The organism is Zavarzinella sp., from assembly GCA_041399155.1.
Classification (GTDB): domain Bacteria; phylum Planctomycetota; class Planctomycetia; order Gemmatales; family Gemmataceae; genus JAWKTI01.
In genome coordinates, this window is record JAWKTI010000001.1 from 1,655,650 (window position 1) to 1,680,812 (window position 25,163).

General features: G+C 47.5%; 22 protein-coding genes. 11 read left to right on the plus strand and 11 right to left on the minus strand.

Features of this window, described 5'->3' with window-relative positions:
- Positions 1-55 precede the first annotated feature (55 nt).
- On the minus strand, positions 56-1,126 hold the full coding sequence (locus R3B84_06900) for a choice-of-anchor A family protein (GenBank protein ID MEZ6140281.1): 1,071 nt from the start codon (positions 1,124-1,126) through the stop codon (positions 56-58).
- Positions 1,127-1,600: 474 nt separating this feature from the next.
- Here R3B84_06900 and R3B84_06905 point away from each other — a divergent pair, with 474 nt between their 5' ends.
- From R3B84_06905 to R3B84_06920, 4 genes are read left to right on the plus strand one after another with little or no spacing between them, the layout of a single operon-like run.
- Entirely contained in the window at positions 1,601-2,200 is a 600-nt protein-coding gene (locus tag R3B84_06905; GenBank protein MEZ6140282.1) for a MotA/TolQ/ExbB proton channel family protein, read from the plus strand.
- A 9-nt stretch (positions 2,201-2,209) separates the two neighbouring features.
- The gene (locus R3B84_06910; protein ID MEZ6140283.1) at positions 2,210-3,034 is read left to right on the plus strand and encodes a biopolymer transporter ExbD; all 825 of its coding nucleotides are present in this window, start codon (positions 2,210-2,212) and stop codon (positions 3,032-3,034) included.
- On the plus strand, positions 3,027-3,659 hold the full coding sequence (locus tag R3B84_06915; protein MEZ6140284.1) for a biopolymer transporter ExbD: 633 nt from the start codon (positions 3,027-3,029) through the stop codon (positions 3,657-3,659). The genes R3B84_06910 and R3B84_06915 overlap by 8 nt, the downstream gene beginning before the upstream one ends.
- Positions 3,634-4,518 (plus strand): hypothetical protein, encoded by an 885-nt coding sequence (locus R3B84_06920; GenBank protein ID MEZ6140285.1) that lies wholly within the window; start codon positions 3,634-3,636, stop codon positions 4,516-4,518. Before R3B84_06915 ends, R3B84_06920 begins: the two co-directional genes overlap by 26 nt.
- Here the strand turns inward: R3B84_06920 and R3B84_06925 are convergent.
- From R3B84_06925 to R3B84_06940, 4 genes are all read right to left on the minus strand, one after another.
- Positions 4,471-6,144, minus strand: coding sequence for an ATPase, T2SS/T4P/T4SS family (locus R3B84_06925; GenBank protein ID MEZ6140286.1), 1,674 nt, complete (start codon positions 6,142-6,144; stop codon positions 4,471-4,473). The two genes, R3B84_06920 and R3B84_06925, sit on opposite strands and share 48 nt — an antisense overlap.
- Positions 6,145-6,148: 4 nt before the next feature.
- Positions 6,149-7,447, minus strand: coding sequence for a DUF1552 domain-containing protein (locus R3B84_06930; protein ID MEZ6140287.1), 1,299 nt, complete (start codon positions 7,445-7,447; stop codon positions 6,149-6,151).
- Positions 7,448-7,471: 24 nt separating this feature from the next.
- Positions 7,472-9,886, minus strand: a complete 2,415-nt coding sequence (locus R3B84_06935) for a DUF1592 domain-containing protein (GenBank protein MEZ6140288.1) — start codon at positions 9,884-9,886, stop codon at positions 7,472-7,474.
- A gap of 128 nt (positions 9,887-10,014) precedes the next feature.
- The gene (locus R3B84_06940) at positions 10,015-11,670 is read right to left on the minus strand and encodes a sigma-70 family RNA polymerase sigma factor (protein MEZ6140289.1); all 1,656 of its coding nucleotides are present in this window, start codon (positions 11,668-11,670) and stop codon (positions 10,015-10,017) included.
- Positions 11,671-12,170: 500 nt separating this feature from the next.
- On the opposite strand from R3B84_06940, the gene R3B84_06945 reads away from it, so the two are divergent.
- From R3B84_06945 to R3B84_06970, 6 genes are all read left to right on the plus strand, one after another.
- Entirely contained in the window at positions 12,171-13,406 is a 1,236-nt protein-coding gene (locus tag R3B84_06945; protein ID MEZ6140290.1) for a VCBS repeat-containing protein, read from the plus strand.
- Positions 13,406-14,428, plus strand: coding sequence for a VWA domain-containing protein (locus R3B84_06950; protein MEZ6140291.1), 1,023 nt, complete (start codon positions 13,406-13,408; stop codon positions 14,426-14,428). The genes R3B84_06945 and R3B84_06950 overlap by 1 nt, the downstream gene beginning before the upstream one ends.
- Positions 14,429-14,538: 110 nt before the next feature.
- Complete coding sequence (gene gap / locus R3B84_06955; GenBank protein ID MEZ6140292.1) at positions 14,539-15,591, plus strand: type I glyceraldehyde-3-phosphate dehydrogenase; 1,053 nt, start codon at positions 14,539-14,541, stop codon at positions 15,589-15,591.
- A gap of 37 nt (positions 15,592-15,628) precedes the next feature.
- Positions 15,629-16,405, plus strand: a complete 777-nt coding sequence (locus tag R3B84_06960) for a class I SAM-dependent methyltransferase (GenBank protein MEZ6140293.1) — start codon at positions 15,629-15,631, stop codon at positions 16,403-16,405.
- Between the two features lie 67 nt (positions 16,406-16,472).
- Positions 16,473-17,255: a DUF1559 domain-containing protein gene (locus tag R3B84_06965; GenBank protein ID MEZ6140294.1), complete on the plus strand. Its 783-nt coding sequence runs from the start codon at positions 16,473-16,475 to the stop codon at positions 17,253-17,255.
- A 2-nt stretch (positions 17,256-17,257) separates the two neighbouring features.
- Positions 17,258-18,031 carry a DUF1559 domain-containing protein gene (locus R3B84_06970; GenBank protein ID MEZ6140295.1) on the plus strand — a complete coding sequence of 258 codons (774 nt, stop codon included), beginning with the start codon at positions 17,258-17,260 and terminating at the stop codon, positions 18,029-18,031.
- Positions 18,032-18,046: 15 nt separating this feature from the next.
- Here R3B84_06970 and sucD read toward each other — a convergent pair whose 3' ends face one another.
- The 5 genes from sucD to R3B84_06995 all read right to left on the minus strand — a co-directional run bounded on the left by sucD (position 18,047) and on the right by R3B84_06995 (position 22,820).
- Positions 18,047-18,961, minus strand: a complete 915-nt coding sequence (gene sucD, locus R3B84_06975; GenBank protein MEZ6140296.1) for a succinate--CoA ligase subunit alpha — start codon at positions 18,959-18,961, stop codon at positions 18,047-18,049.
- Between the two features lie 28 nt (positions 18,962-18,989).
- Positions 18,990-19,877, minus strand: a complete 888-nt coding sequence (locus R3B84_06980; GenBank protein MEZ6140297.1) for a hypothetical protein — start codon at positions 19,875-19,877, stop codon at positions 18,990-18,992.
- A gap of 58 nt (positions 19,878-19,935) precedes the next feature.
- Complete coding sequence (sucC, locus tag R3B84_06985) at positions 19,936-21,138, minus strand: ADP-forming succinate--CoA ligase subunit beta (GenBank protein MEZ6140298.1); 1,203 nt, start codon at positions 21,136-21,138, stop codon at positions 19,936-19,938.
- A 293-nt stretch (positions 21,139-21,431) separates the two neighbouring features.
- Positions 21,432-22,352, minus strand: coding sequence for a DUF1559 domain-containing protein (locus R3B84_06990; GenBank protein ID MEZ6140299.1), 921 nt, complete (start codon positions 22,350-22,352; stop codon positions 21,432-21,434).
- Between the two features lie 36 nt (positions 22,353-22,388).
- The gene (locus R3B84_06995; GenBank protein MEZ6140300.1) at positions 22,389-22,820 is read right to left on the minus strand and encodes a hypothetical protein; all 432 of its coding nucleotides are present in this window, start codon (positions 22,818-22,820) and stop codon (positions 22,389-22,391) included.
- Positions 22,821-23,050: 230 nt separating this feature from the next.
- Here R3B84_06995 and R3B84_07000 point away from each other — a divergent pair, with 230 nt between their 5' ends.
- Positions 23,051-23,944 (plus strand): alpha/beta hydrolase, encoded by an 894-nt coding sequence (locus tag R3B84_07000; protein ID MEZ6140301.1) that lies wholly within the window; start codon positions 23,051-23,053, stop codon positions 23,942-23,944.
- Here the strand turns inward: R3B84_07000 and R3B84_07005 are convergent.
- Positions 23,906-25,114 carry a class I SAM-dependent rRNA methyltransferase gene (locus tag R3B84_07005; GenBank protein ID MEZ6140302.1) on the minus strand — a complete coding sequence of 403 codons (1,209 nt, stop codon included), beginning with the start codon at positions 25,112-25,114 and terminating at the stop codon, positions 23,906-23,908. The genes R3B84_07000 and R3B84_07005 overlap by 39 nt on opposite strands.
- Positions 25,115-25,163: the final 49 nt, after the last annotated feature.

A 25,163-nucleotide genomic window follows, 5' to 3' on the forward strand; every position in this document is an offset into this window, starting at 1 on the left:
CATATTGTAATAACGCCATTTATAATTTCAGTTTCTAGAAGCTTACAGTCAGAAATTAAGAACGTGCGCGACCACCAGAGAGTGCAATTCGCTTGAGGAATTCACGCACATTTTGAACGCGTGGGCTGACGAATTCAGTAGTGGTGGTTTTGCTGGTGGCTTCATCTTCGGAGCCAGAAGGCAATGGAGCAACCACTTCCGTAAATCCTGCCACGGCACTGGTTTGTGTCGTTTTGCTGGTATCCGTCGGTGCGGTTAATTTCGAGGGACAACCGCAGATTGGAGGGGGTGGAGGCAGGCACAATTGTGGTTTGACATAGTGCAGTTCACCGTTCCCACAGAACGAACAACCAATCAGAGTACCATTAATATGACCGTTGTTAAAGCTGATCGCTGCCTTTGGTGCCAGAATACTCCCTTGAATGGCGATGCCGCTCATGGTGATGGTTTTGGCATTGGCCATGTTAAACAATACCTGAGCCTGGCTGGTGCCGTTCAGAAACATGCCGAAGTTAGACATGCTGACATGCTCTCCAACCACGTTGATCAGTACTGTTGAGCATTTCGGTACGTTGATGCTCAGGCTGCTGGCAGTTGCCAGAGCAGAGGCGTCAATGGTAAAGACGTTGTGATGACTGTTCCAACCGGTGAAGCTGATCTCACCCCACGGACTAACAGAGGTGGTTCCCGTTGCAGGAAGAGAAGCCCAGAATTGCGAAGCGTGGTTCAATTGTGATTTCAGTGCGGCAAAATCAACGGTTGTTCCGGGTGCTGCTGCACCATCCAGAAAACCTACACTGCTGAGGTTTGCGGTGCCACCATGGCGGATGTCGCCATATTCCAATTGGCCGCTGTTGAAGTTCAGATTGCCACCCACCACGAGGTCATCGCGGATACCATCTTCAGGTGAGCCGATACCGTAATGCTGCAGTTGTGCGTTCCCACCAATTGCCAGTCCACCTTCTGAATCACTTCCTGTGGAATGGAAATTGTGGAAGAAAACGCCATTAAACAGTTCAGCCCCACCCAGCGCGCTGGGATTCGAACGGTCTTCCAAGTGTTCAACAAATAATTTTTTTGTGTTTTTTGTCATTTTGTCACGATTCAAGGCCGTTAAGTTCAACATCTCTGTAGCTCCGGAGAGGATTCGTGTAAATGTTGGTAAAAGCTTGAAAAAAACCGAGAATCGTTAAAGTTTTTCCAACCGTACCAATCATTTCATCCGAAAGATTCACGTTAACTATAAATCGGTGCTTGTCAAGCGAAAGAAACAGGGAAATTTTGTTTTCTTGCGAAACAGGTACCAAACTTCAGGTGGGACCAAATTTTTGTTGACAATTTGTGACGATTGTAGCGATTAAACAAGTGTCCTGCAGGTGGTGAATCCCGACTGATATACCTGCTAATTACTATCCAAATCATCCCGAATTCGGATTTCACACTTGAACTTGTGATCGGAATCTGCGATGCTTAGCTTCAAGGATGGCTGATGCGGTAATTTATGAAGGCGCTTTTAAACTTTTTGACCCATGAGTGGTATTTTTCAATCCCTCTCATACTTCTCTCATTAATTGCCATTGCATTAGTTCTTTGGCGATTTATGCTGAATCTCGGCGCCCGCAATCGCATGGAAACCCTTCTTCCTGAGTTTCAGGATGAACTATTCCAGGGCGGTGTGCAGGCAGCTAAAGAACTATGCGAAAAACGCACCGGTATGGTGGCAACACATTTGTATCCCGCCGCATTGGATGCTTCCCCACAGGGGATTGCGGCCATGAAACGGGCGATGGCACATGCCATTGAGTTCGAAATATTACCCAAACTGAACTTTTTGCTAGCACCAATTTTGGCTATCGCCAAAATTGCAACGATGGTGGGGCTGTTGTTGACCGTTATTTCGATGATCAACACTTTCAATGCTATTTCTGAAGCCACTGGCAAAGGTGGGAACCCTCAAAGTGTGACTTCGCAGGCAGGGGCTATTGGACTGGCACTTTTTGGCACAGCTGGTGGGCTCGTGATTGCAATTCCGCTGGTCTTCATGCATGTGCTGTTCAAAGACAGGGTTGTACGTACAGAAACAGAACTAAAAAGTGCTTCCGTGAAATTGTTACTGCTGTTCCAGAACATGAAACCTGGTCAGGGGGATTCCAAGTCGCAACAAAGTGCACCTTCCCGTAACCGTCAGGGTGCTAGCTGAGGTGCGTCAATGGCGGGCAAAATCCCAAGGGAATTCGATGTCTGGTTTCTGGCACCGAACAAGGTGATCAAGAAGATTCCTTTCCACGTCGTCGCGGACTGGATAGAACAGGCGAAAATTCAGAAAACGGATCAGATCAAAGCTAGTTCCGCAACTGAATGGGAAGTTGTTGGACAACACACATTTTTTTCAGCTTACTTCCAGCCAGACGTGGTTGATTTTTCTGAAGATCTGATTGTCGAACAATCATCACAAGTTCCTGTTGAACAAGAAGTTACGAAGAGCCCTGCCCCACCAATTCCGAAAAGAAAAGCAGAAACAGAAGATTCATTTCCGAGTAACCAATCTGCCACCAATGATGATCCTGCGAATTTCGATTGGTATCCTACCCGACAGGAGGAAGACGATGATGTGGATATGATTCCGCTCATCGATATCAGCCTGGTTTTGCTGATTTTCTTCATGATGACCGCCACGGTGACAGCAATCTCTCGGATCCAACTGCCTGATATGGTCTATGGCACTACGGTTACCCAGGAAACAGATTTATTGCGCATTGATATTGACTTTGAAAACGAACAACCAAAGTATGCTCTGGCAGAAGGTAACAACGCACCGAAACCTGGTTTTGATGCAATGTCTAACGATGTGGAACTTTCTGCCAAACTGGATGAGATGTTGGCCAATCGCATCACCCCACCAAAAGTGCGGATTGCAGCCCATGGTGACCTGCGTTTTGAGTGGGTCGAAGAGGTCATGAAGTCATTGGAAAAACGACTTCAGAAAAACCAGATTCGAGAATACAGCATTGAGGTGAACGAACGAGGTGGCTGAACAACTCTGGACTATTATTCCGGCAGGTACGACACGGCAAATCCGTGGACTGACTTTCAACGCAGTACTCAATGGCGTACGAGAGGAACAATTCGATTCTGCCGATTTGATCTTTCGAAATGGGGAAACTCCTGTTTCGATTGATACCCACCCGGAGTTTGAAGAAGCGATCCTGGATTTGCAGCCTGTTCCACGGCGACCTGAAGATGATGAAACCCGCCTTGATATGAACCCCTTGATCGATGTGGCGCTAGTCCTGTTGATTTTCTTTATGTTGACAACGGTTTACGAACAGATTCGCAAGGAATTTAATCCACCGCCAGGTCAATCGACAGATGCTCAGGGACGGAAAACCACCGAAAATAAGCTCAAAGAGTTCACAATTCGCGTTTCAATTACAGTAGAGGACGGAAAACCAGTTTTCCGAATCGAAAATGATGCAGTTCCCCAGGAAAAGCTACTGGAAACGCTGATTGCACTGAAGCAGAAAACAGGCAATAGGCAGTTAGCTCTGGAAGTGCAGCCTGATGTCCCCTGGAAGGCGGTGGTGGCAATCAACGATGCTGCGGCTGGGGCAGAATTTACCGAGATCATCCGAGTTGTTCGAAAAGTTCGCCGTGATTAGTGCGGAACAACCAGTCGTTCAACGGCCGCAATCTAAAATTCCATGGTGGCTGTGGCCTAATCTGTTGGCGTGCGATGCCCCGATCATTGCTGTGGTCTGGCAACTGTTTATTGCATATTGTTTTCACATGCAAGTTCCTGCGGGAGCGACACTTACGCTTGCAGCAGTTGTCTGGCTGATCTACTTGCTGGATCGGAAGTTTGATGCAGGGCAACAATCGACAGGCTTGATTGCGCCTCGCCACTATTTCGCTGGCCACAGTCATTTTTACAGCACATTGATTCTGATAGTTGCGGTAGTCGCAATCGTCTCAAGTTATTACCTGCCAATGGGTTACTGGCAATCTGGCAGCATTATTGCTTTGCTGGTGGTGCTTTACCTGGCGATCATCCATTTTCTGAAAATCCCTCTCTGTTCAAGTAGTCCTACCAAGGAATTCATGGTGGGAATAGTGTTTTCAGGTGGGGTGTGCTTACCGGCATTTGCCGGTTTTCGACTCCCCTCGGTGGATGAGATTTGGGTTATCATTGGATTTGCTGCCACGTGTTTCGTGAATTGTCTTTTGATTACCACGTGGGAAAGCAACAAGACTTATTTGAAATCAATCTTCATTGCGTTTTGCATTGGAATGATCTGCCTGGTTTTTGTCCCAGTCGCGATCAGTGTTTCTATTGGCTTGGCTATGCTGGGAATGTGGTTGCTACATGGATATCGGCGGAAAACTTCCCTGTCTGCAAGAAGAGTGGCTGTCGATACAGTGCTGCTATATCCAATCCTTACTATGTTGATCATGTACCCACGATGGGAAAGTTTATTTTACCACTCGTTGTACTTCTTCTACCGAAGTAATGCCTTTTAATACCTTGTACATCGCATCATCGTGCAAGGAATAGTACCCCGACTCGATAATTGCCTTCTTCAGTTCGCCGATGTCAAGTTGTTCCGTTATCAGGCCGCGAATCGCTTCGTTAATCGTCAAAAATTCAAAGATTCCCGTCCGCCCACAATATCCAGTTCCATGGCAGTGGTTACAAATTTTCGCATCTGACGACGTTTTCCGATGATCCACCACTGCGGCACGGTAGAATCGCTTGATCCTTCCTTCAGGAAGTTTTAATTTTTTCAGCAATTCCACCGATGGTGGGTACTCGATTCGGCATTTTGGACAGAGCACCCGAGCCAATCGTTGCCCCAGGATCGCTGAAATAGCATTTGCCAGAAGAAATGGCTTGACCCCCAGATCCTGTAACCTGCCCAATGCAGTTAGTGAATCATTTGCATGAATCGTTGTCAGCACCAGGTGGCCCGTTTGCGCTGCCTGGCAGGCGATTTCGGCAGTTTCCGTGTCACGAATTTCGCCAATCAGGATGACATCCGGGTCCTGTCGCAAAATGCTCCTCAGCTCTGCAGCGAAAGTTTTACCAGCTTTTGGATTCACCTCAATTTGTGTGACATGGTCAATCAGGTATTCCACCGGATTTTCCAGTGTGATCACATTTCGCTGCTGGCGATCAATCATGTTGATGCAGGCATAAAGAGACGATGTTTTCCCTGCACCGGTGGGGCCGCAGGTAATAAACATGCCGTGGGATTGCCGCGAAATGGCCACCACCTTTTTCACCAACTGTTCACGCAGACCTAACTGGCTGATTACCGTCATCTGTTTCGAAGAATCGAGTACCCGCATTACCAGTTTTTCGCCCGTGACACTGCCCGAAGTTGCCACCCGGAAATCAACCACGTGGGTTTCCCGCACCTTGGCCGAAAAACTGCCATCCTGCGGTTTCCTTCGTTCAGCAATGTCCATCCCAGCCAGATTCTTGTACACATTCAGGACTAAAACCCCCATCCGCGCATCCACAGTGCGGGCAAACTGCAGCATTCCATCAATGCGGTAGCGGATGGTCATTTCAGATTTACTGGGCTCAAAATGGATATCGGTCGCACTGTCATTTAATGCGTTCCACACCACTTCCTGTGCGACGCGATAACCTTCAGAGTTCATACTTTTGAAGTTCGACGTACCAAATTCGTCCGCATTCTGCATTTTGCCGATGAACTGCAATGGGATTGCTTCCTGCTCTGAACTCTCTTTGGCCTGAAACTGGATTCCCAGATTGCTTTTCAGCCACTTTAACATGTGCGGCTTGGTAAATACTTGTAATGCCGCAGGCACCAGCGGATTGCGATAATGAACATACATGACAATTACCAGTACCAACACCAGAAAACTGAGCACCAGAGCTACGGCAAAGATGGGTACCAACCAGCCAAGTACCAGGCTGACCACCGCTGAAGTCAGTGCGATGGTATTCCATCGACCACGTTCCAGCTCAAAGATCCGTCCATCTCGATCGATCCAGGCAATTGTTTTGATCCAAAGCAGATATAGGCCAAGATAGACAAAGATTTTGCCGTGGTGGAACAAAAACGTATCGCCACGCGGGACAGAAACTGCCCAAAAAAAAGAATCGGATGGCATCATGGGATTATTTGATGTCGAGGCCTTTTAGAGTGCTGGAAGCGTAGGCAAATTCATTCAGTGACACTCCCATTTGCTGTGCTATACTGACAAATAAACTGGCAAATGGGCCATTATTTAGTCGGTCAAAAGCAATGTGGCTGCCGTGGCGGAACTGACCACCTGCCAGAACCAAAGGGAGATTGGTGGCATCATGGCTGCTCGCATTACTGAGATTGCTGCCCACCAGCACAGTGGTGCGATCCAGCAATGCCGAACCAGCTTCGGTAGTTGCTTTCAGCATTTCTAGAAAGCGATTGACTTCGGCAAACTCTGCCATTTCAATGACTTTCAACTCGTCAATTTTCTGTTGATCCTGTCCATGGTGGGACAAGTTATGCCAATCGTTGCTGACACCAGGAATTTTGGGTACTGCATTCATCCCACCTGCTTTATAGCTGATAATTCTGGTGGAATCAGTTTGCAGTGCCAGCAACATCAGATCATGCATCAGCTTGGTTTTAGCCAGAATGTCGGTACGATCTGCAACATCGACTGGAGGCTTGACCTTCACTATCGGTTTGGGTTTCGTAGCCCAGTTTTCCATCGCAGCAATCTTCTTTTCCATGTCTCGAATCGCTGTGAAATATTGCTCCAATTGACGCTGGTCGATTTTTCCCAGTGAGGATTTTAGTTTTGCTGCCTGCATGCGAATAGAATCCAGAATGCTTTTCCCACGTTCCAGATCGTCCAGTTGTTGTTTTTTCTCAGCAGGGGTGCCTTCAACAAACAAATTACGAAAAACTTTCGCTGGAGAGGTTTCTGCGGGCAGATTGACACCATTCGAGGTCCAGGACAAACTGTCCGATCCCGCACTGGACAAGGCCATTTGAGGAAAGCGAGTGACCGGCCCCAGTTTTTCCGCCAGCATTACATCGATAGAAATCGTATTGCGAAATCCTGGCAATCCCGGATGGCGGGCACCTGTCAGCCAGGTCATTTCCGAAGTATGTCCATTTGCCCCCCGCTGTTCTGGATGCGAGATACCGCTCACCACCGTCAAATACTGACGATGGCCCTTCAACTGTTCCAGATAAGGAGATAATTCGAAATCCTTCCCCTGTTGTTTCGGCACCAGAAAAGGAGAATGGAAACCCAAGCCATATTGCATTGCCACGAACCGCATCGGTGTGGCCGGTTTGTCTTCTTTTGCGGAGACTGCGGGCAACATTGCATCAAGAAATGGCAAGCCAACCATCGCACCCACACCACGTAACATTGTGCGGCGGGATATCACTTTTCTTCGAATGATATCAAATGATTTCATCGTATTTCTCTTATTCTTTCGGGGTTATTTTTCCTGAAATAATGGGCTGGTGATCAAACGAAAGATCGCTTCCTTTAAGCCATCGTCGGGCTCGGCCAATCGTGCAATCTCCGAACGATGGGTGAACTGCAACCGCTTTCCAGTGGCATATACAACTAACTTGCTAATAAACGCACGGCGAATCTGGGTGGTGTCCTGCAGCAAAAGTTGTTTATATTCATTGATATCAGCAAATGATTTACCGTTCTCAGTGATGCCACTGGGATTAACTTTCGGTCCCACCGCCACGCGACGGGTGCCTCTGCTGGTGTCAAGTGACAGGTAATCCACTTTCGTTTTGCCACTGACCAGAATTCGATAACGCTCTCGAAACCCACCTATGGGGTCAAATTGTTCCAATGCAAAACCAGGTGGGTCAATTGAACGGTGACAGCTGTTACATGTTGTACTGTCGCGGTGTTTATCGAGTTGTTCCCGCAACGTGGTGGCCCCCCGGATGTCTGGTTCAACTCCAGGGATGCCTGGAGGTGGTGGTGCGGGTGGTTCACCCAGAATACGATCCAGGAGCCATGCCCCACGCACCACAGGTGATGTTGAAGTGCCATTTGCAGTTACTTTCAAGATGCTGCCATGGGTGATGATTCCACCACGGTGGCTGGACTTATCCAGTTTAACCTTTCGAAATTCATGCCCTGTTACCCCACTAATCTGGTAATGGCGTGCGAGACGCTCATTCAGCATCGTCCAATCAGAATCGATTATCTCAGAAATCGGGCGATTCTCCTGGATCATCTGCTGCACGTAACTGCGGGTTTCCTCGATCATTGAATCACGGAGATAATCATCAAACTCAGGATAGAGTTTCTCATCAGGATTCGTGAAGTTAATTTCCCGAAGGTTCAACCACTGATCGGTAAAGTCTTCAACCAGTCGGGATATTCTGGGATCACGCACCATCCGATCATACTGCAGTCGAAGCTGGCGTGAATCTTGTAGTAGATTCTTACTGGCAACCGCCATCAGTTCCGCATCTGGGGCAGATCGCCACAAGAAGTAGGCTAATCGATTGGCTAACGCGACCGAATCCAGATTCCCACTGTTTTCTCGAAAATACAGAAAATCGGGAGAGCAGAGTGCTGCTATGTACGTTGTTTTCAAAGACTCTTCAAAAGTACTCCCCTTTTTCAATTGCGAGCAGAAGAGATCGTGATATTCTCTAATGGTGGTATCGGATACTGGACCACGAAACAGCACTGGCAGTGCTTGCTTGAAAAGCTCTACAGCATCCTTTTCGGGCTGATCAGAGATAAATTCAAGGCGATCATTCCAACTCGCATTCCTGGGCATCCGCAGACGTTCTTTCGTAGCCAACTTGCCAAAAAGCAACTGGTGCCCTTTTCCTGGCCACTGCGAAATATTAGGACCAGTTAACTTAATTTCTTTGATGGCGATGCCTTTACCCTGATACTTGTCCGGTCCCAGGCGTGACAAGGATTGATCAATCTGCAGGCGATATGGCAGCAATCGGATCACTTCGTTGGGATAAAGAGTTGCATCGAAGCTAATAGTTTGATAATTGCCTGGTTTGAAAGAAAAATAGCCAAGCAAGTGGGCATCAGAATTCTGGTAAGGATGACCCGCAAAAACCGCAAAAGTGATCGGTTCCTTGGACTGATATCCTGTGCCGGTAATTGAAATTCGATAACTCCCACCACTTTTTACGGTCATGCGATCTGGCTGTATTCGTGGGTAGCTGCCATTGTTAAACACTACCACGGCACCATCGTTCAATTTGTGCCAGTGTTTGCCGATGTTGGCTTCGTTACGATTGGAATCCAGTCGGAAATCATACTCAACTGGTTCCGGTTGTGGCCCTTTGTTAATTGCCTCGTTGATTGCCAGACGTGCTACCTCCATATAACGTTGCAAATGTACCCCGGATATATCCAGGGCATCACCAACGTTTTCAAATCCATCTGCACGGCCATCTTCCGGCAATAATTCTTTCAGCCGCGTATTGATGCCAAACAAATCGTGGAGGGTATGTTCCAGTTCCAGTCGATTCAGACGGCGGAGGACGGTTCCCGACAGTGGCTTTTCAGCAGTCTTCAACACATTTGCCAGATCTGTCAACATCGACTTTCGTTGCTCATCAGTGGGCTGCTTTCGCTTTGCTGGGGGCATCTCATTTTTGGCTATCCGGTCATGGATTCGAATCCATTTGGAAATACTGCTGAGCGAGCTGTCAACAGCCACCATTTTTTCCAGATTGAGGCCCGCCTGGGCATCCAGTTCGTTGTGGCAAGCAAAACAGTGTTGTTCCAGGTTTTGCAGTAATTGTTTTGACAATGCCTGTGGTGGGGCAATCGTGTGCTCAGCAGCATGGAGTGCAGTAGGCAAGAAACACAGGAATATTGCAGCGTTACGAAATGCAAACATGAAAATTTTCTGAAAATAACAAGCGAGACCAATGCTTGACTATCTCGCCTATTGTACTTGAAATTGCTTAAAATCGAAATGCGAAAACCAAAGAGGGATAGATTTGAAGCGCAACTGATGATTGAGGGCTATTTCCCCTTTGGTTCTGCTCGTTCACGTAGTTGCTTCATCCCACGCACATTGATCTGGCGTACACGCTCTTTGGTGATCCCAAAGTGCTGCCCGATCTGCTCTAAAGTCATTACAGAGTTACCATCCAAACCGTTTCGCATCCGGATAATTTCACGCGTTCGTGGGTCAAGTGCTTCCAGCAACTTGTTTATCCGTTCTTTTGCCACTTCGGCCTGTGCCAGTAATTCCTGTTCATCCCCACGAGAATCAACTCTGGCCTCAAACATATCATCGTGGCCAGTGATATAGCGCTCACGGTGGGTCTTTTCTTCAGGAATACTGCGGGCAAAGTTCTTCATCAGAGCCCAGGTGGCGTAGGTGCTGAACTTGAACCCACGACTGTAGTCGAACTTTTCAACCGCACGCATGATCGAAATCGTGCCATCGGACATCAGTTCTGCCAGATTCTCAAAATGGCTGGCGTGCTTTTTGGCAACGCTGGCCACCAACCGAGCATTACAATTGATCAGGCGATCACGCACTTCCAATACACGTGCCTGCAGCAACTGCACCTGCTTCAAGTCGACCGCACGCACATTCGAAGGTTTCAGACGGTCCTTGCAGAGCTTTAGTTGATGCTTCAGGAAGTTCATCAGGCGAAACTGGTGCTGTTCCTGTTCTTTGGTCAGCAACGGCCACTGATAGAGGTGGCTCAATTCTGCAGGCACATCCTTGGGCACCGACAGCCGATGCAGGGCATCCTGAAACTCTGCCTCACCTGGCATTGGTGCGGTAATTTCTGCTGCGATTCCCGGTTTATCGAAAGATTCGTGGTACACATATTCAATGGGTGATTCCAGCAGTCGCTGTAATTGCACTTCGTTAATTGCCTGATAGATCACACCACGAGAACGCTCATATTTTTTAGTCAGTTCGGACATTGTCGCTCCTTTTTGGTATTCCTGAAAGATCTTCTTTTTCGTTGCCAGCACCATCGGATCGTTCATTTCTGCAAAAATGGCCCCCGCGGGACTTTGCCGATCAAACGATTTAATGGTGTAGCGGATCACTTCCATCGACCGAGAAAACTTTTTGGAAAGTCTCCTCGTAATTTCCGTGAGATTACCACCTGCCTGTGCGAGCCTTCTGGCACGGTACAGGATTCGCAATTTTTCCTGGTCATCCAAACGAGAGAAACGAGCCCCCCGCTCCACCATTTGGCGATTATTCTCCAGGAACTTTGCAATCTGCGACCGCGTGTAACCAATGTGCAACCGACCCTGGTAAGCGATACGACGGCCAATTAAGCCTCGTCGACGCCACCGTTGCAATGTTTTGGTAGAAACCTGAAGCTCGCGACTCAGGTTATCCTGGGTCACTACTTCTTCAACATTGCCTTCCAACGCAATTGTGGGTAATGTCCGCTCGACCTGCTGGATGAACTCCTCCAGGTCGTCTTTCAAATGCCTGCCCCGCAGAATTAAATCCGGGTAGGCATCCGATCGAAAATCGGTAATCCGATAACAGATGAACTGATAGGGATATTCGCGCGTGGGATGAATCTCATGAAGCAACACCGCTGCCTTTTCCGCCTGCTCGATCTTCCGGGCAGGTGGGGCATAACGAACCTGCTGATCAGCAAGTTCCTTGAGTGCAGCGTAGTGAAAGCCCATTTCTTCATCCTTCCATTGAAACAAACCAACTCAATTCACTTGCAAAAAACTCCCGCGTTGACAGTACCCGCATAATTAGACGTCGGTGGGGATTTAACGGTTCACTTTGAAAAACAAACCAGCCCACTACCTGTGCGTGTCGCCAACAGTTTTTCAGAGGTTGATGGTGACACAAGAGATTTACACTGCAAGAGGCGTGCCAAAGGTAGAAAAAACTTGGAGGCTTAGAAGTGAATTCGGCGCAAACTATTGCCAATTAATAATTTACAACGATTATTGATTTCAAACAATTTTTGAAAAACACGTTCTCTAATGGGTGGTTCGATTTGCGAAACCGCACAATCGTTCAATTTTGCCTAGCCCACTGTTGCACAATTGAACCTTTTTCATTTTTCCAGATCAGGATTGAAGAATTTGTCAAGACGAGTTAAATTTTACAAACCAGATACAAATAGGTGCGTGGTTCCCCACTTAGTGTCGATCTAAATGAGAAAACATTCATGAAACTCTCCCCTCCCCTGCTATTCCTCCTGATGTGGGGAACAACCACCTTCGGGCAGTTTGAAAAATCGTTTAAAATGCAGGAAATCGCTGCCGATCTCACAGTGGGATATGCGGTAATCCCGGAAGATATCAACCGAGATGGTAAAGTTGATATCGTGGTGGTCGACAGCAAACGAATTGTTTGGTACGAAAACCCCACCTGGAAGGTACACACCATTCTTTCTGGAAAAACTGCCCCAGATAATGTCTGCATCTGTGCCCACGATATTGATGGCGATGGCAACAACGATTTGATTCTGGGTGCAGACTGGAAACCGTTCAACACCAATACCGGCGGCACCTTACAGTGGCTGAAACACCCTGGAAAAGCGGACAACGAATGGGAAGTGTTTCCGATTGGAACGGAGCCTACTGTACACCGCGTGAAGATTGCCCACTTTGGCAAAGACCGCACACCCCACATTGTGCTGGCCCCACTGATGGGCGTGGCATCCACGAAAGGTGGGAACTGGCTTGATGGCAGGCCCGTGCGGATTTTGGCATACCCAATCCCAAAAAAACCAGCCACAGATAAGTGGGAACCAATTGTGGTGTCCGATTCATTAAATGTTGTTCATAATTTCTGGCCCACTCCCATGAATGGTAAGAAGGGCGATGACCTGCTCTGTGCCAGTTATGAGGGTGTTTCGCTGGTTTCGCAGGGTAATGATGGCAAGTGGACCACCAAACGGATCGGTGTGGGCAATCAGGAAACGCCCGCAGGTTCCCGCGGTGCCAGCGAAATCCGCCTGGGGATGATGAAAAACAAAACTCCTTTTATTGCCACGATTGAACCGTGGCACGGCTATCAAGTAGTAGTGTATACCCCACCTGCAAAGGATGGGGAAATGTGGGAACGCCATGTTATCGACGATCACCTGCGCTGGGGCCATGCGGTGAACTGTGCCGATCTGGACGGCGATGGTGGGGATGAATTAATCATTGGTGTGCGTGATAATCAGCCCAGAGGAGAGGGCAACCAAGAAAATTGTGGTGTGCGAATCTACAAACTGGATTTTTCACCTGAAAAGAAATTCACTTTTCAACGCACGATCATTGAAAATAGTGGCGTGGCTGTGGAAGACATGGCAACGATTGATCTGAATCAGGACGGCAAGCCAGACATTATCGCCGTAGGACGGGCAACACATAATTGCCGGATTTACTGGAACCAGCACCCTCTTGTGAAATAATGGTCTGGTCGCACCCCTGGATTCTACTGATCGGAACCGCACTGCTTGCCACTGCATTTCTGCGTAAATACCTCCCGTCAAGTAGTTTGCGTTACTCATCCCTGGTACTACTCAAACATTCTGACAATAAAAAGATTGTCCGCCAGATGATTGCTATTCTCCCACTGCTGGGGTGCATCTGTCTGATTATCGCGGTTGCTGAACCAAAAATGCCCGACCTGAAAACGAGAGTTACCGCCGAAGGGCTCAATATTGTGGTACTTTTTGATAACTCCAGCAGTATGGAAGAACCGGATTTTGCATGGAAAGATCAGGAAAAGATCAGCCGTAAAGAAGCCGCAAAACGGGTTCTAATGCTGTTTATCACAGGTGGATCTGACAATTCGGCAAAGCAATTCAGTGGGAGGTCAACCGAACGAGGCACCGATCGGATTGGATTGATCACATTTTCCAATTGGCCGCAAACAATCTGCCCACCAACAGCTAACCATCAGACACTACGAAAACTGCTCGAAAATTTGCCTGATGCAGATGCACGCGATACCGCCACCAATATTGGAGACAGTGTTGCGGAAGGCGTCCAGCGTGTCACAACCAGTTCAGGTGAAAAAATTCTCATTCTCATTAGTGATGGGGAGCATAATTTCGATCTGGCAGATTCAGGGAGAAAACCACTACTGCCAAGACAGGCAGCAACTATTGCAAGTCATTATGGCGTCAAGGTTTACTGCATTGACACTGCCCCTATTGATTCCACTGTCGAAGGTGGGAATGATCGCACTTCTGCCCGTGAAATATTGCAGGAAACAGCCGCACTGACAGGTGGGAGTTACTTTCGCGCAGGCAATGGAACTGAATTATCCAGTGCCATGCAGGAACTGGATCAATTAGAAAAGCAACCTTACAAGGCACCTGTCTATCGAAAGTATCATTCTTATAGACCAATCTGCTTATATAGCGCGTTGATTATATTCTTAGGTTGGCTGGTCAGCATTTGTACGCGGTATCGCACCTTCCCGTGATCATTACCCCACCCAGCTTGGATTCATTTGTTTTTTTCGTAGTTTGATAGTGAAACAAAGTACGCGTTTTTTGTGGTTCGAATGTATTTCGGTTAGAGGAGAAATAGTTCATGGCGGCGATCAAGGTTGGCATCAATGGCTTCGGTAGAATTGGCCGATTGGTATTTCGTGCGTTGGTAGATCAAGGCTTGCTTGGGAAAACCTTTGATGTCGTTGCTGTGAACGACCTGGTACCGGCAGACAATCTGGCGTACCTGGTTAAGTATGACTCCACCCAAGGCCGTTTCAACGGAGAAGTATATTCCAAGAAATCCAGCAGCAGTGTTGAAGAAGATGATGTGCTGGTGGTAAATGGCCACGAAATCAAATGTCTGGCGGTGCGTGAAGGCCCACAGGCTCTCCCCTGGAAAGATTTGGGGGTTGAGTATGTCATTGAATCAACCGGTTTGTTCACCGATGGTACCAAGGCCAAAGGTCACCTGGAAGCGGGTGCAAAAAAAGTCATCATTTCCGCTCCTGCGAAAAATGAAGATTTGACCATTTTGATGGGTGTGAACCACGATAAGTACAATCCGGCTACCCACAATATTATTTCCAATGCCAGTTGCACCACCAACTGCCTGGCCCCTCTGTGTTACGTCCTGTTGAAAGAAGGTTTTGGGATCGACGAAGGTTTGATGACCACCGTGCACGCCTATACCGCAACGCAAAAGACGGTGGATGGCCCATCCAAAAAAGACTGGAAAGGTGGCCGTGCTGCAGCAATCAACATCATTCCCAGTGCCACCGGTGCTGCCAAGGCTGTTGGTGTGGTGCTGCCGGAATTGCAAGGCAAACTAACCGGCATGGCCTTCCGGGTGCCTACCCCCACTGCATCGTGCGTCGACTTGACCGTGCGAACAAGCAAAGAAACCAGCTACGCTGAAATCTGCGAAAAAATGAAGCTGGCCAGCGAAACCTATCTGAAAGGGATTCTGGCTTACACCACCGATGAAGTGGTGAGCACTGACTTCATACATGATGCCCACTCCAGCATCTTTGATGCAGGGAGCGGTATTGGACTGAACAGTCGATTCTTCAAATTAATCAGCTGGTACGATAACGAGTGGGGCTATTCGAACCGTTGTGTAGACTTGTTAAAGTATCTGTTATCAAAACAATAATACAATCAAACAACTGTTTTTATATTGAGTCTGATCAATGACTTTACCAGTGGATCACGAATTAAAAAGCCACCAGGCAGACTGGGAAACCCTCGCAACGATTGATCCCTTCTGGGCGGTGCTGAGTTTACCAGAAATGCGTGGCAACCGCTGGGAACCTGAACGCTTCTTTCTTTCTGGCACCCACACGATCGATCACATTGCCCATGTCATGGCTGTTAACTCAAATGTCATCCTGGCTGGTGATCGGATGCTCGATTTTGGTTGCGGTCTCGGACGCCTGACACGTCCTTTCAGCCACCGTTACCGTGAATGTGTTGGAGTCGATATATCGGAAGAAATGTTGAAAAAGGCCCGGGAATTAAACGCTGACTTCAGCAATCTGCAGTTCGTCCACAATACCCGCCTTGATCTGACAATTTTTCCAGACAACCACTTCGATTTGATTCATACACAGATTGTGCTTCAGCATCTTCCAGATCGCCCCGCAATCATCAAATTCATTAAGGAATTCTCACGAACCCTCCGCCCAGGTGGTCTGTTAATTCTGGAACTGCCTGACCACATCCCGTGGTTTCGCAGACTTTGGTTGCGCCGAAAAGCATATGTGTCCCTGAAATTTTTTGGTTTCAGCGATCAGTATTTGCACGAAAAGCTGCACCTGACAAATATGAAAATGAATTTTCTCCCCCAAAAGGAAGTCGAGAAAACATTACTGGATGCCAATATTGAAATATTTGATCGAGTACTGGTGCCCACCAAATATGCGAACAGTGTGACATATCTGGCAAAATCGATCGAACCGCATTCGTAACAACAATTTTTCCTGCGGCTTTTTTCTGTAGATTAAGGTTGTCTCTTTCTCATCATGAGGAACAACCATGAACAGCTTGAAAAAACTCTTTGTCTTTAGTCTTTGTTTCAGCACTTTTGGCCAAACTCTAGCAGCACCACCAGCAAAAATAAAGGCTGACTCCACCGAGTGGGGAGTAAAAGCTTCACCTGCTATGGATCTGGAGTTGATTAAAAAGAACGCGATTGCCAAAGTACGTGCGGCAGCCAGCAGAGCGCAAAGTTCGAATAATCTGAAGCAAATTGCGTTGGCATTTCATAATTACGAATCAGCATATGGTCAATTCCCCAGCAACGTGCTGGATAAAGCTGGCAAGCCAATTCTGAGCTGGCGCGTTCAGATTCTGCCATACATTGAACAGGAAAATCTTTGGAGACAGTTCAAAATGGATGAGCCATGGGATAGCAAACACAATCTGGCAGTCGTTGAAAAATATGGCATGCCCAAAGTGTATGCGAACCCACGTGTAAAAGTAAAAGAAAATTACACGACCTATTTAATGCTTGATGGCAAAGGAACTTTGGGTGAATCCGCAGTTGGAAAAAAAATGTTTCGGGATATCACTGACGGACTTTCGAATACGTTACTGACTGTGGAAAGTTCCCGTGGTGCCTTTTGGACGCAACCCCAGGACATTCCAATCGATTTCGAAAAAGATGTCATTGATATATCAGAGGTGTTTGGCGATCAAGTCTTGGTAGGGTTTGCGGATGGTGCTGTTCGTGCTTTAAATTGGAAAAATCTGTCTCAGACAACCAAAAAGGCACTGTTAACCAAAAATGGCGGAGAAGTGTTCCAACTTAAGGATTAACAATGAAACAGCAAATTGTGCTTATTATCTTTTTTACTTTCTTAAGCAGTATCCTTTCTGGAGCACCGAAGCAGAAAGAAAAGTCAGAAGAATCTTTAAAATGGGGAATTGCCGTTGAACCAGCCATGGATTGGGATCTGTCTGAAACAAATTTCGTGGCTAAGTTACGTGCCGATGCGTTACTACAGAAAAGCCGCAACAATATGCTGCAAATTGTCATCGCGATCCACAATTATCACGATACAAATGGCACATACCCTACAAATATTTTCGACAAGAATGGCAAAGCTATCCTTAGTTGGCGGGTTCAACTGTTACCATACATCGAACAGGACAACGTCTTTCGGGCATTTAAACTCGATGAACCCTGGGATAGCCCCAACAACAAACCCTTGAGTGAAACAACGATCAAAGTTTATGATAATCCTCGCTTAAAAACGAACAAACACAACTACACCGTGTACCAACAATTCGCTGGTCCGGGTACACTATGCCCGACAAAAGCAGAGAAATTGACTTTCAACGATATCAAGGATGGTACCTCGAATACACTTGCCCTGATCGAAAGCTCCCAGGCAGTTCCCTGGGCAAAACCAGATGATATTCCCTGGGATGGAAAGTCCGATCTGCCGAATATCGGCAAGCCGTATGGTAAAAAGTTGTTACTTGCCACTGCTGATGGCAGCATTCGTACTGTAAACTGGAGCCAACTGTCAAAAGAACAGAAAAAGGCGATGCTTACCAGAGATGGTGGGGAAAAGTTTGGGTTTGAGTAACTGACATTCAGCAAATTAGCTTTTCAGGGCAATTGCCTGTTGAACAGTAGTACCTAAATCTGCTGGAGTAGGTGCCACAACAATATTTGCCTTCTTCAGTGCGGCAATTTTATCTTCTGCAGAGCCGCTACCACCGGAAATAATTGCACCAGCATGGCCCATTCGGCGTCCAGGTGGGGCTGTTTGCCCAGCAATGAAGGCTCCGACTGGTTTGGTAATGTGCTTGGCAATATATTCTGCAGCCTGCTCTTCGGCGGTTCCACCAATTTCACCAATCATCAGAATCGCTTGCGTTTGTGGATCTTCTTCAAACAGTTTGAGCAGATCAATCTGATTGGTGCCGATAATCGGATCACCACCAATCCCCACGCAGGTTGACTGGGAATAGCCCAGTGCGCTTAACTGGAAAACCGCTTCATAGGTCAATGTACCAGAGCGACTGATGATACCAATCCCTTTCTTGCCAGGTTCCACAGGTTTGTGAATATAACCGGGCATAATTCCGATTTTACATTCACCGGGAGTGATAATTCCGGGGCAATTGGGACCAATGAGGCGGCAGCCAGGTTTCGACTGGACATGGCGTTTCGCAATTGCCATATCCAGTACCGGAATGCCTTCGGTAATCGCCACAATTACTTCAATTCCAGCATCGGCTGCTTCCATGATGGCATCAGCGGCACCGCCAGCGGGCACAAAGATCATCGTGGCGTTCGCACCGGTTTTGGCTACTGCTTCAGCCACCGTATTAAACACAGGCAGGCTTTTGCCAGATACCTTTCCTTCCCACGACTGGCCACCTTTTTTCGGTGTTACCCCACCGACAAAGTTAGTACCGTAGGCCAGGCAATGGTCGGTATGAAAGGTTCCAGCAGAACCGGTGATGCCTTGACAGATCACACGCGTGGATTTGTTAACAAGAATACTCATTTGTTACCCAAGGTTATGTTCGTTCGATTTATTTTTTGAAATTACTGACCAACCAAGATTCAGCGGGCTTTTCAAGTTGTATTGTGGCATCTGAATTCCCACCTTCCTGATATAGCTTGATCGCTGCTGTGGCTTGCTTTCCTGTTGCATCTATGGTCACCAGGGTAATTGAATAACCAGTTACCCCTCTGCCCCAGGAAGCCATTTTCTGATTCAGAAAACCAAAATCGTAGGTTCTTCCCACTGCCATATCTGCAGCCGTGGGAGCCCCACCTTCACGTTCTTTGAAACTATTGCTCATTAACTGCTGTGCCTGAAGGCGATCCCCGCCAAAAGTAAGGTCCAGAAAACATCGAGAGATTTCAAAGACTTCAATACTGGTATCACCCGAGGGAAGTTTGACTTCACTTGCCATGCGATCAGAACGGTGCAACCAACTAATCTGATACCCTTTAGCACCCTGTGTTACGTGGACAGTAAATGCACTTTTTCCAGAGGGTAATTCCACTCGCCCGTGCAGTGCTATTGTTTTGGCAAAAGTGTTTTCTTCGTTGACAACAAACTTTGCTTTTTCAAAACGCGATAGCCAAATACTGAGGTCTGTTGCGGAATACCCTGCAGTTTTCTCTGCCTGGGAAGTGGGTGGGGCGATCAGTGATAAAAATCGTTCTGTAAACTGTTCTGGTTTCGCAGTTCCTTTCGAAATCAGATCGAGAAGATTATTCGCTTCCCCCCGTGGTTGGCTGGTAGTGGGATTGTTATTCACCACAGATGGCTTCAGCGATACGTTTGTATTGACAGTTGTCCCACTGCCGTTCGTGGCAGGTTTCGAATCGCAGCCCAGAACCAGCGCACAGACCACTGCTGCTATTCCTGGAATCACTGGCTTACTTACTACTTTCGTTCGGTCAAACATCCTACACCTTGTTGCAGTAGTCTTCGTTGTCCATCGAGAGGAAATCAGCTGTTGCAGACTAATTCTTTCCGGCAAATTCAACAACCATTTTCGCCGCACTGGTTAAATCTGCAGCAGGTTTGATCATTGGCAGTTCGTCTTTGACCTGCTCCAGTAACACGCGTGCCTGCTCGGAATTGGTACCCTCCAGGCGCACTACCACTGGTACTTTGAAACCAACTTCCTTGCCAGCTTTGATCAGTGCTTCGGCAATCAGATCGCAACGGGCAATACCGCCAAAAATGTTGACCAGAATCCCTTTGATGCCTGGATCGCTGAGAATAATTCGAAATGCTTCGATGGCACCTTCTGGAGTTACACCACCACCCACATCGAGGAAATTGGCAGGATTTCCACCATGGAACTTGATGATATCCATTGTGGCCATCGCCAGCCCCGCCCCATTCACCAGACAGCCAATGTTGCCATCCAGTTGAATGTAATTCAACGCTGCTGCAGTGGCTCGCACTTCGACAGGGTTTTCTTCACTGATATCCCGCAACTGCTGAATATCTTTGTGGCGGAAAAGGGCATTATCATCAAAATCGATCTTGGCATCCAGTACAACCACTTCGCCTTTTTTCGTGACAGTAAGGGGGTTGATTTCTGCCAGAGAAACATCTTTGGAAAAATAAACTTTCGACAAAGCCATGAAAATGGCCGTTGCCTGCCCAATTTGTTCATTGGTAAATCCCAGTTCAAAGGCCATCTTCAGTGCCTGGTAAGGACGCAGGCCCAACTCTGGGTTAACCGGTATTTTAATAATTTTCTCAGGAGTTTTGGCAGCAACTTCTTCAATATCCATCCCGCCTTCAACGCACCCCATCAACACCGGCAGGCCGATCGCACGATCCAGCACCATCCCCAGGTAGACTTCGCGATCTGGTTCTGCGTCTTCCTGGACAATCATGGTGGATACTTTTTGACCTTCTGGACCAGTTTGAATGGTGACCAGCGGGTATTTCAGCATTACTTCGGCGACTTCCTGCAATTTTTCCTTGCTGGTAATGAATTTCACGCCACCCAGCTTTGGATCAGAATATCCTTTGAAATGCCCTTTGCCACGCCCACCAGCATGAACCTGAGCTTTCAACACAACCGGTCCACCCAGTGTATCGAAAGCCTTTAACGCCTCTTCAACACTATGCACCACAATATGCTTCGGGATGCGTGCCCCATGTGCGGCCAATAGTTCTTTCGCTTGATATTCGTGAATTTTCACCCGTGCAACTCCAGTTGATTGGTGGCAGCCAGCTCTTGAATACTTTCTGAAGTTATACGATTGCGGGGCAATCTCTTCGAGTCTGTTTTTGCCGATTTCTCTCTGGTTGGTGCGAAAAACAGATCTTTGGGTGGGATTTATATCACAAATCAAATATCAAAACAAATATCAAACCATTAGATTAAATGGGAATTTGTTAGGCAGACTGGATGATTAAGACAATCTGGAACAACTTAAAAAAATGAGCTAGTTTTAACAAAATCACCAGGATAAAAATGAATTTCTCTCATTTATTAATCAATCGTGAAAGTTTCTCCGCCGTCTCGACTGATAATTGCAGCCAGTACCGCAGGCTGGGTGCTGTTGCGAACAAAGCTAACGTGTCCGTCACCCCACATGACGTTACAACCACCCGTGTGGAACGCATAAACTTCGTTGCGGTTGTTACAGTTGATCGCCTGGGTTCCGTTACAGATATCGTGAATGTAGAATTCCGACTGCATATCGTACCAGCCCGCACCCACCGCCTGGCTGGTGGTGCTGAGTTGGCGACCATTGGCAAATTCAAACGGACGGGCTGCATCTTCCCACAGTGCTGCGGTGTTCGACAAACCATCAACTGCGTCTGCAATCTTAGGTCGATTGTTTCCTGTAGCACTGTAGTCGAAACGAATCAGGCCAGTATCTCCAGTCCGAGTGCCGGAAGGAAGGATTGAGGCATAAGTCCCACCAATGCCATCCAGAATCGCGTAATCGGTAACACCGAGCAGAACGGTGTTTGCCGGCAATCCTAAAGCGGGACCGACATCAGCAAATTCTCGGTTCGGTGCGGAGGGACAAATAAAGGTGTTAATTTTGGTGCGAATTACAGGATTGAGGATATTGACAGGATCGATGCTGAATCGTGTTAGATTAATTTGCCGCTGGATATTTTCCTGCTCCAAGTATGGCAGCAAATAGGTATGAAACGAATGATACGGTGTGCTGGAATTCCCGTTTGGCACCCAGCCACATGGTGGGAAAGCACCTTCGGCACTTTCATGAGCGTGCATCGCAATGCCCATCTGCTTCATGTTGTTGGAACATTTCATCCGATTGGCTGCTTCACGAACTTTTTGTACTGCCGGCAACAACAGACCAATCAAGATTGCGATAATGGCAATTACCACCAGCAATTCGATCAGGGTAAACCCCTTCCGATTTCTAAAGAACATTGTTAACTCCGTAGTCCAAAATAATTGCGAAATATCCTACTTCAACCGAAATGGTTCAAGTTCTCTCGTATCTTCCGTAATGGCCACTTCAATAATGGCCTTATCCGGAAACTGATATTGTTCACTTACAGCGTTTTTGCCAGGCCCTTCCGCATCCCCGCCCAAGCCTTTGCTTCCTTGTTTTCCAGCCCAGAAAAATGTCACTTTGTAAGTTCCTGCGGGAGCACCTGTTTTTCCGCCAGTAATCAATTCAAAATTACCCTGTTCATCCACTTTGGCTGCGGGTTTCACTTCATCAATCGCCGTGTTGCTAGTGGAATGGAAAATGACATCCGCTCCTACCATCGGTTGGTCGTTAAAAAACGCTTTCCCTTTCACCGGGTAGAGGGTGGGGCCATCGCTGCAACCACAAAGCAGGCTAACAAAAACTGAAAACAGGAGAAAAATAGTTGTTTTGGTGTGGTGCATTATCGATTCGTGGAAATTAGATTTAATCATCTGGATGACAACACTCGAAGCATCCAAAGCTGTTGAATTACCAGCAGTTATAAGTGTCGCTCGGATGCGATACCAGTAGGAATTCGAATCTTAATGGTATCTTCTCCAATCCTTCAACAATCTCAACGAATCATCTATTTTGAAGTGGAAATTAACTTCGTTATCAATTACCTTGGGAGAAATCTTTTGAGGTATGGAACGTGTTACGAATTCTCTGCTGTTGGTGCTTGTTTGGTACAGTTTCGTTTGCGCAGGATAACAAATTTTTAAAAGTGTGGCCTGAAAAACCAGCGGGTGAACCCACTGATCTGAAGCTACCACCCGAAAAAGACACTTCGAACGAAAAAAGCCGCACCGTCGCTGGAAAACCAGTTATTCGAATTGGGAATGTCTCTGAACCAACACTGGAACTGTTTCTGCCTGAAAAAGAAAAATCCAACGGTACCGCAGTCATTATCTGCCCAGGTGGGGGTTTTAATATTCTGGCTTATGACCTGGAAGGCACGGAAGTGGCACATTGGTTGAACAAATTGGGCGTTGCGGCCTTTGTACTCAAGTATCGTGTACCCGCACGCGATAAAACACAACCGTGGCTGGCACCGGTACAGGATTGTCAGCGTGCGGTCAGCCTGGTGCGGTCACGGGCAAAGGAATTCAACCTAAACCCAAAAGCAATCGGTGTTTGCGGCTTTTCAGCCGGTGGGCAGACAGCAGCCTTTGCGTCACTGATTTCGATTCGCAAGTACGATCCGATTGATGCCGTCGATGAAACTTCATTTCGACCTGATTTTGGCATGTTGATTTATCCAGCATACCTAGTTACGAAGGACGGCAGTAAACTGGCGGATAACGTGATTGTTACCAAAAACGCCCCACCAATGTTTCTGGTGCACGCACAGGACGATCCGGTGCGGCCCGAAAGCAGTTCTTTGTTGTTTACGGCATTAAAACAGGCCGGAGTGTCCGCGGAAGTGCATATTTTTTCCAAAGGTGGGCATGGCTACGGCTTGCGAAAAACCGACGATGCAGTAACTCACTGGCCAACAATGGCAGAATTATGGCTGCGAGCGGGTGGGTTCATTCCCAAGAAATGAAGGTTTACTAATTTCTGTCACACGGCCCCAGATTACTTTCAGGTATTTGCTTTCCTGCACGTGGGCAAGATAGGGGTGATCGGCACCTGCCCCAGAAGTATGAAAAATTTGTAATTGTTTGCCAGCCTGCCACGCAGCGCGTCGCACTGATTCGGCAAACATATCTTCCGAAACCAGCCCAGTACAAGAACATGTGACAAAAATGCCCCCTGGCTCTACTGCCTGGATGGCTAACCGATTCATGTCGGTGTATTTTTTTACTGCTTGCTCCACACCATCCCGATCGCGGGTCATTTTTGCGGGATCGAGCACCACAATATCCCACCGCTGACCGTGGGGCAGCACGTCCCGTAACCACGCAAAAATATCCGCCTGAGTAAACTTGATCTGCACTGAATTGAGGTTGGCATTCGTCTTCGCCTGGGCAATTACTTCCTCATCCAGGTCTACCCCCTGCACTTCTTTCGCTTTGCCAATGGATTTGGCATAGACGCCAAACCCACCTGAATTGCAGCAAAGGTCCAGCACTTTTTTGTCGTGGCACAACGATGCGAGATAGGCACGGTTATCTCGCTGGTCGGTAAAAAAGCCCGTTTTATGCTTGCTACCAGGGAATACCCGGAAACGCACACCATTTTCGGTAATCGTCGCCTTGGAAATTGTCTCCGTGAAAGATGCAAAGAACCCTTCATGTTCCTGCGTATGTTCGTCTGCAATTTCGTGAATTGTGGTACCTGGAAAGCGAGTTTGCAAGATTTCTTTGATCAGTTCCCGCTGCCGATACATCCCTAAAGAAAAGTACTCAATTGCCAGGGACGAATCGAAGCGATCAATCACCAGACCGCTTAATTCATCACCTTCTGAATGCACCAGTCGATACGCGTTAGAGCAATTGTCCAATCGCAACAAGTCTGTACGAAAATCGATCGCACGCAGCAGACGATTGCGAAAAAACTCTGCATCCACGGCTTCATCCTGAAAGGTGGTCAGCACGCGCAAAGTAATTCGGGAATTGTGATTGTACACTCCCCTGCCAATCCATTGATTGTTGCGGTCGACGATGTCAACGATGCTTCCCGGTTCGATTTTTCGGGTAGGCCGCTCCACCATTTTCTGAAAAATCCACGGGTGCGAAGATCGCCTTTCAATTTTCAATCGGACAGTTTCCAATGGCTTTCCTTTGAACTGTGCAGGATAATGTGGTATTCAATCAGCAGCG

Excerpts from the sequence above, each read along its gene's own strand:
- R3B84_06965 (MEZ6140294.1), top strand. The coding sequence starts at position 16,473 with ATGAACAGCTTGAAAAAACTCTTTGTCTTTAGTCTTTGTTTCAGCACT.
- R3B84_06970 (MEZ6140295.1), top strand. The coding sequence starts at position 17,258 with ATGAAACAGCAAATTGTGCTTATTATCTTTTTTACTTTCTTAAGCAGT.
- gap (MEZ6140292.1), top strand. The coding sequence starts at position 14,539 with ATGGCGGCGATCAAGGTTGGCATCAATGGCTTCGGTAGAATTGGCCGA.
- R3B84_06925 (MEZ6140286.1), bottom strand. The coding sequence starts at position 6,144 with ATGATGCCATCCGATTCTTTTTTTTGGGCAGTTTCTGTCCCGCGTGGC.
- sucD (MEZ6140296.1), bottom strand. The coding sequence starts at position 18,961 with ATGAGTATTCTTGTTAACAAATCCACGCGTGTGATCTGTCAAGGCATC.
- R3B84_06910 (MEZ6140283.1), top strand. The coding sequence starts at position 2,210 with ATGGCGGGCAAAATCCCAAGGGAATTCGATGTCTGGTTTCTGGCACCG.
- R3B84_06960 (MEZ6140293.1), top strand. The coding sequence starts at position 15,629 with ATGACTTTACCAGTGGATCACGAATTAAAAAGCCACCAGGCAGACTGG.
- R3B84_06900 (MEZ6140281.1), bottom strand. The coding sequence starts at position 1,126 with ATGTTGAACTTAACGGCCTTGAATCGTGACAAAATGACAAAAAACACA.
- R3B84_06940 (MEZ6140289.1), bottom strand. The coding sequence starts at position 11,670 with ATGGGCTTTCACTACGCTGCACTCAAGGAACTTGCTGATCAGCAGGTT.
- R3B84_06930 (MEZ6140287.1), bottom strand. The coding sequence starts at position 7,447 with ATGAAATCATTTGATATCATTCGAAGAAAAGTGATATCCCGCCGCACA.
- R3B84_06990 (MEZ6140299.1), bottom strand. The coding sequence starts at position 22,352 with ATGTTCTTTAGAAATCGGAAGGGGTTTACCCTGATCGAATTGCTGGTG.
- R3B84_06945 (MEZ6140290.1), top strand. The coding sequence starts at position 12,171 with ATGAAACTCTCCCCTCCCCTGCTATTCCTCCTGATGTGGGGAACAACC.
- R3B84_06905 (MEZ6140282.1), top strand. The coding sequence starts at position 1,601 with ATGCTGAATCTCGGCGCCCGCAATCGCATGGAAACCCTTCTTCCTGAG.
- R3B84_06935 (MEZ6140288.1), bottom strand. The coding sequence starts at position 9,886 with ATGTTTGCATTTCGTAACGCTGCAATATTCCTGTGTTTCTTGCCTACT.
- R3B84_06980 (MEZ6140297.1), bottom strand. The coding sequence starts at position 19,877 with ATGTTTGACCGAACGAAAGTAGTAAGTAAGCCAGTGATTCCAGGAATA.
- R3B84_06950 (MEZ6140291.1), top strand. The coding sequence starts at position 13,406 with ATGGTCTGGTCGCACCCCTGGATTCTACTGATCGGAACCGCACTGCTT.
- R3B84_06995 (MEZ6140300.1), bottom strand. The coding sequence starts at position 22,820 with ATGCACCACACCAAAACAACTATTTTTCTCCTGTTTTCAGTTTTTGTT.